This window comes from Nocardioides sp. (assembly GCF_041600255.1).
In the GTDB taxonomy this organism is placed as follows: Bacteria; Actinomycetota; Actinomycetes; order Propionibacteriales; family Nocardioidaceae; genus Nocardioides.
The window spans coordinates 1-5,167 of record NZ_JBFIKK010000175.1 but is presented as its reverse complement, the minus strand read 5'-3'; the positions used below and the strand labels follow the sequence as shown (position 1 = coordinate 5,167).

Genomic DNA, 5,167 nt, shown 5'->3' with positions numbered 1-5,167 from the left:
GTACCGTTCAGGACGTGCAACGACGCTTCCTCCTCCGCCGGAGTCTCGCCCGCCTCATCCTCCGTCTCGCCCGTTGGCAGACCGTGGGCGAGCCGCCCGCCAAGGGGATTCTGGTGGGCGCGCCGCACACCTCGAACTGGGACTGGGTGCTCACGATCCTGCTGTCGTGGCGCAGCAGCGTCCAGCCGCGCCTGCTGATCAAGCAGGACTTCTTCAAGGGCCCGCTGGCGCCGATCATGCGCGCCACCGGCGGAGTCGCGTTGGACCGCGCCAGTCCGGGCGCCACCGTCCGGCAGCTCCTCGCCGACGCGAAGGACGACGAGGCGTTCCTCCTGGCCATCGCTGCCGAGGGCACCCGCGGCAAGGGCGAGTACTGGAAGTCCGGGTTCTACAAGATCTCGCAGCAGACCGGCATCCCCGTCACGCTCGCCTTCGTGGACGGCCCCTCGCGAACGGTCGGCTGGGGTCCGACGTTCACCCCGACCGGCGACGTACGCGCCGACATGGACCTGGTCCGGGAGTTCTACGCCGACAAGACCGGTCTGAACCCCGAGGGCTTCACGGTCCCACGGCTGCGGGAAGAGGAACGCGACTGAACGCTGGGTGCGCCCGGCGAGAGTCGAACTCGCACTGGCCAGGACCTAAACCTGGTGCCTCTGCCTGTTGGGCTACGGGCGCGTGAGCGGGGGACCTCAGTCGAGGCCGAGGTCCCGCCGTAGCTTGGCGACGTGCCCGGTGGCCTTGACGTTGTACTGCGCCACCTCGATCTTCCCGTCCTCGTCCACCACGAAGGTGGAGCGGATGACGCCCTGGACGACCTTGCCGTAGAGCTTCTTCTCGCCGAAGGCGCCGTACGACGTCATCACGGCCTTGTCCGGGTCGGAGAGCAGCCGCAGCCCCAACCCGTCGCGCTCCCGGAACGTGGCCAGCTTGGCCGGCGCATCGGGGGAGATGCCCAGGACCTCGTAGCCCGCCCCGCGCAACGACTCCAGCGACTCGGTGAAGTCGCACGCCTGCTTGGTGCAGCCGGGCGTCATCGCAGCCGGGTAGAAGTAGACGATCACCTTGCGCCCGCGCAGGTCCGCGAGGGAGACCTCGGAGCCGGTGTCGTCGCTGAGGGTGAAGTCGGGGGCGGTGTCGCCGGGGGAGAGCCGATCCATGGCGAGAACCCTAGTTGGTAGCCTTCTGAGGTGACCAAGGAGACGACGTCCCTCGAACGCGAGATCGAGGAAACCCGGGAGCGGTTGGCCACCACCATCGACCAGCTGCTCTACCGAGCCAGCCCCAAGACGATCGCGAGCCGCGAGGTGAGCGCGTTCAAGGCTCACTTCGTCGACCGCACGACCGGGGAACCCCGCACCGACAACATCCTGAAGGTCGCGGGGGGAGTCGCCGGCGTGGTGGCGCTCTTCCTGGTGATCCGCAAGGTCGCCCGCTGATCCGACGACGTCTCGACCCCACGCGATGACCGACAAGACGCCCATCAAGATGCTGCACGACCGGCTCCTGGTCGAGCTCGACCGCGACGCCGGTGAGCGGCGTTCCTCCGGTGGCATCGTCATCCCCGCGACGGCGGCGATGGGTGCCCGCCGGCTGACCTGGTCCAAGGTCGTGGCGGTCGGACCGCACGCCCGGAGCGTCGAGGTAGGTGACCGGGTCCTCTTCGACGTCGAGGACAAGGCCGAGGTCGAGGTGAACGCCGAGCTGTACGTCGTGATGCGCGAGCGCGACGTCCACGCGGTCGCTGCCGACCGGCTCGGCAGCGCCTCGACCGGCCTGTATCTCTGAGTCTCGTCCGGTCGGGAAGCGCCCGCCGTTCCAGACCAGCGATCTCGCCGGTTAACGCCCCGTAACCTCGCGCCCTGCGCGACGTTCAATGGAACATGTTCTCCCTCCGTCGTCTCGGTGTTCTGGCCGCCACGCTCACGCTCGTCCCGCTCGGGGTCGTCACGACCTCAGGTGCCGGCGGCGAGCCCTCCGCAGCCACGGCACCAGCGGCCGCCCGGGCCGCTGCGCCGGCCAAGGCGCGGGCCGCGAAGAAGACGTCGTACGACGCCACGATCCGGGTCACCAAGCACGGCATCCCGCACATCACCGCCAAGAGCTTCGGCGACCTCGGCTTCGGCAGCGGCTATGCGGCGGCGGACGCCTCGATCTGCACCCTGGCCGACACCCTGGTGACCGGGCGCGGACAGCGCTCGCGGTGGTTCGGTGCCGACGGGATCTACAACGATCAGGTGACGCTCCTCGCCTCGAACCTTCAGGTGGACGCGTTCGTCACCGACCTGCACAACCGGCGCGCGGTCGAGAAGCTGCTCAAGGACAAGGTCCGCGGGCCCGGCCCCCAGGCCAAGGCGATGGTGCGTGGCTACACCGCCGGGGTGAACGCCTGGCTGAAGAAGATCGGCGGCCCGAAGGGGGTCAGCGACCCGGAGTGCAAGGGCGCCCCGCACCTGAAGCAGAAGGCCCGCCCGATCGACCTCTGGTACGGCGTCTACCTGGCCAACATGCTCGGCTCCAACGGGGTCTTCGTGAAGGAGATCGTCGACGCGGCGCCTCCGGGCCCCAACGACCCCGGCCTGCCCAACCCGACCAGGGCCTCGGTCGACCGCGACGAGCTGCTCGCCGGTCTCGGCAAGGACCCCGCGTCGCCGTTCGGCTCCAACGCCACCGCGATCGGCGGCGACTCCTCCACGACCGGGCGCGGCATGCTGCTCGGCAACCCGCACTTTCCGTGGCGCGGGCGCTACCACTTCACCCAGCAGCACCTCACGATCCCCGGCAAGTACGACGTCGCCGGTGCCTCGCTGGTCGGCTCCCCAGTGGTGAACATCGGCTGGAACAAGGACGTCGCCTGGAGCCACACCGTCTCGACGGCGTACCGCTTCACGCCGTACGAGTACCGCCTGGCCGGTCTCACGACGTACGTGACGGACAAGGGCCCGCAGGCGCTCGAGCGTCGCGAAGTCACGATCACGGTCAAGAACGCCGACGGCTCGCTCGGCACCGTGACCGAGGACCTCTACCGCACGCCCGAGGGCTACGTCATCGACGCTCCGAAGCTCTTCATGCCCTGGTCGACGCAGAGTGTCTGGGCGATCCGCGACGCGAACGCCGAGCAGCTGCGCACGGTCGACACCTTCCTGGAGATGGGCAAGGCCACGAACGTCCGCGACCTGCTCCGGCGCCAGGACAAGGCGGGTGGGATGCCGTGGGTCAACACGACGGCTGCGGACCGCAACGGCGACGTCGCCTACGCCGACCACTCGGTGGTCCCGCACGTGTCCAACGCGGTCGCGCAGAACTGCATGACGCCGACCGGCCGCCTGCTCTTCCAGCTGGCCAACCTGCCGGGCCTCGACGGCACCCGGGCCGGCTCCTCGTGCGCCTGGGGGGACGACGCGGACGCCTCGCGACCCGGCATTTTCGGCCCGGCCAACCTGCCGATGGCCGTGCGTCGGGACTGGGTGACCAACGCCAACGACTCCTACTGGCTGCCGAACATCGACCACCGGCTCGAGGGCTTCGCCACGATCATCGGCTGCGAGAAGTGCGCGCGCACCATGCGCACCCGGGTCGTCAACGCCTACGTGATGGACCGGCTGGCCTCGGGCAAGAAGGAGTCGCCGAAGAGCCTGCGTGACCACGAGCACGAGAACCGCCTGATGACCGCCGAGGTGATGCGGGCCAACGGCGACTTCGACCGGCTCTGCTCGGCCACCGGTGAGACCGAGGCGTGTGCGGTCCTGAAGGCCTGGGACGGCACCTCGAACATCGAGTCGCGCGGCACCCACCTGTTCGAGGCGTTCATGGCCGAGGTGGGCGCTACCCGGGCCAAGCAGGTCATGTGGCGTACGCCGTTCAACGCGGCGGACCCGCAGAACACCCCGCGCGACCTGAACTTCACCTCCCCGGAGCTGATCAAGGCGTTGCGGGACGCGATCGCCAAGGTGCGTGCGGCCGGGGTCGCCCTCGACGCCACCTGGGGCTCGCTCCAGGTCGCCGGTGACCGGGGCGCCCCGCCGATCCCGTTGGGCGGCGGCACCGGGGACTCGGTGGGCAACGCGAACGCGCTGGCGTCACGTTGGCCGCTGCAGAACGCCGACAAGTATCGCCCGATTACCTACGGTTCCTCGCACATCCAGGCGATCTCGTTCCTGGACCGTGGCCGGGTGGACGCCCGCACGATCCTGACCTACAGCCAGTACGAGGACCCGACGTCGAAGTGGTCGACCGACCAGACCCGGATGTTCTCGAAGAAGAAGTGGGTGCACTTCGCGTTCACGAAGCAGCAGATCCGGCGCGAGACGCTGCGGACGATCCGGGTGCGCGGATGAGCATCGGGGCGCCGAGTCGCGGGTGGCTCGACTTCCTGACCCTGGTCGGCGGGGTGCTCACCATCGTCGCGCTCTCGGTCATCGCGCTCCTGGCCCCGCTGGAGGGGTGGCTGGGTGTGGTGTCGGGCGCCGTGGTGCTGGTGGTCGCGTTCTCTGTCCGGCTGCCGAGGTCTGCGCGCGTGCTGGGCTGGTTGACGGGCCTCTTCGGGCTGGCGACCCTGGTGCTCAGCATCCGTCACATCGCGACCTGAGCATGTCGGCGGCGGCAGGTCGTACTCCGGCAGCTCGGGACCTTCGCCCCTGATGTCCGGGGCCGGCCGGAGCCACGATGGGAGTGGGCCGCGGCAGGGCGGCCCGCGCACCTCAGGGAGGCACCATGCAGGCCGAACTCCTCGTCGATCCGGAGAGGTGGGACCACATGAACGGCATGGGCGCGGGCTGGATGTGGTGGTGGGGACTGGTCGTCATGCTCGTCCTGCTCGTGGTCGTCGTCGTTGCTGCCGCCCTGGTCGCGCGGTCGCTCGGCAGTCAACCGAGCACGGCACGAGGCGGTGACGAATCGGCGCCCAACCAGCGGGCGAAGGCGCTCCTGGCCGAGCGGTACGCCCGCGGGGAGATCGACACCGCGGAGTACCGCGAGCGGCTCAGCGAGCTCGGCTAGCCACCGACAGGGCCATTGCCCCCTCCCGTGGACGATGCCATCATCCTTGGCGGGGAGGCCGGAAAGGTGATGGTCATGTTCAAGAAACTGAAGCATGGAGTTCCCACCGCTCGCCTCGACTTCCTCCGCGAGGTCCCGATGTTGTCCGGGCTGCCCGACAAGGTGCTGG

The 5,167-nt window shown here is 69.4% G+C and carries 7 protein-coding genes and 1 tRNA gene; 6 read left to right on the top strand and 2 right to left on the bottom strand.

Features of this window, described 5'->3' with window-relative positions; all coding sequences use genetic code 11:
• Positions 1–596: 1-acyl-sn-glycerol-3-phosphate acyltransferase (locus ABZE72_RS15475; protein WP_372729930.1), on the top strand; the 596-nt coding region annotated here is incomplete at its 5' end.
• 8 nt (positions 597–604) lie between these two features.
• Here the strand turns inward: ABZE72_RS15475 and ABZE72_RS15470 are convergent.
• A tRNA-Leu gene (locus ABZE72_RS15470) sits at positions 605–678 on the bottom strand.
• A gap of 14 nt (positions 679–692) precedes the next feature.
• The gene (bcp, locus tag ABZE72_RS15465; RefSeq protein WP_372729928.1) at positions 693–1,160 is read right to left on the bottom strand and encodes a thioredoxin-dependent thiol peroxidase; all 468 of its coding nucleotides are present in this window, start codon (positions 1,158–1,160) and stop codon (positions 693–695) included.
• 30 nt (positions 1,161–1,190) lie between these two features.
• Here bcp and ABZE72_RS15460 point away from each other — a divergent pair, with 30 nt between their 5' ends.
• From ABZE72_RS15460 to ABZE72_RS15440, 5 genes are all read left to right on the top strand, one after another.
• Positions 1,191–1,439, top strand: a complete 249-nt coding sequence (locus tag ABZE72_RS15460; RefSeq protein ID WP_372729927.1) for a DUF3618 domain-containing protein — start codon at positions 1,191–1,193, stop codon at positions 1,437–1,439.
• A 25-nt stretch (positions 1,440–1,464) separates the two neighbouring features.
• Positions 1,465–1,788, top strand: a complete 324-nt coding sequence (locus tag ABZE72_RS15455) for a co-chaperone GroES (RefSeq protein ID WP_372729926.1) — start codon at positions 1,465–1,467, stop codon at positions 1,786–1,788.
• A gap of 95 nt (positions 1,789–1,883) precedes the next feature.
• Complete coding sequence (locus ABZE72_RS15450) at positions 1,884–4,337, top strand: penicillin acylase family protein (RefSeq protein WP_372729925.1); 2,454 nt, start codon at positions 1,884–1,886, stop codon at positions 4,335–4,337.
• Positions 4,334–4,588 carry a hypothetical protein gene (locus ABZE72_RS15445; RefSeq protein ID WP_372729924.1) on the top strand — a complete coding sequence of 85 codons (255 nt, stop codon included), beginning with the start codon at positions 4,334–4,336 and terminating at the stop codon, positions 4,586–4,588. The genes ABZE72_RS15450 and ABZE72_RS15445 overlap by 4 nt, the downstream gene beginning before the upstream one ends.
• A 125-nt stretch (positions 4,589–4,713) precedes the next feature.
• Entirely contained in the window at positions 4,714–4,998 is a 285-nt protein-coding gene (locus tag ABZE72_RS15440; RefSeq protein WP_372729923.1) for a hypothetical protein, read from the top strand.
• The last annotated feature ends 169 nt before the right edge of the window (positions 4,999–5,167 follow it).

Bases quoted from the DNA above. Each gene is read 5' to 3' on its own strand.
- bcp (WP_372729928.1), bottom strand. From the start codon at position 1,160: ATGGATCGGCTCTCCCCCGGCGACACCGCCCCCGACTTCACCCTCAGC.
- ABZE72_RS15455 (WP_372729926.1), top strand. From the start codon at position 1,465: ATGACCGACAAGACGCCCATCAAGATGCTGCACGACCGGCTCCTGGTC.
- ABZE72_RS15450 (WP_372729925.1), top strand. From the start codon at position 1,884: ATGTTCTCCCTCCGTCGTCTCGGTGTTCTGGCCGCCACGCTCACGCTC.
- ABZE72_RS15445 (WP_372729924.1), top strand. From the start codon at position 4,334: ATGAGCATCGGGGCGCCGAGTCGCGGGTGGCTCGACTTCCTGACCCTG.
- ABZE72_RS15440 (WP_372729923.1), top strand. From the start codon at position 4,714: ATGCAGGCCGAACTCCTCGTCGATCCGGAGAGGTGGGACCACATGAAC.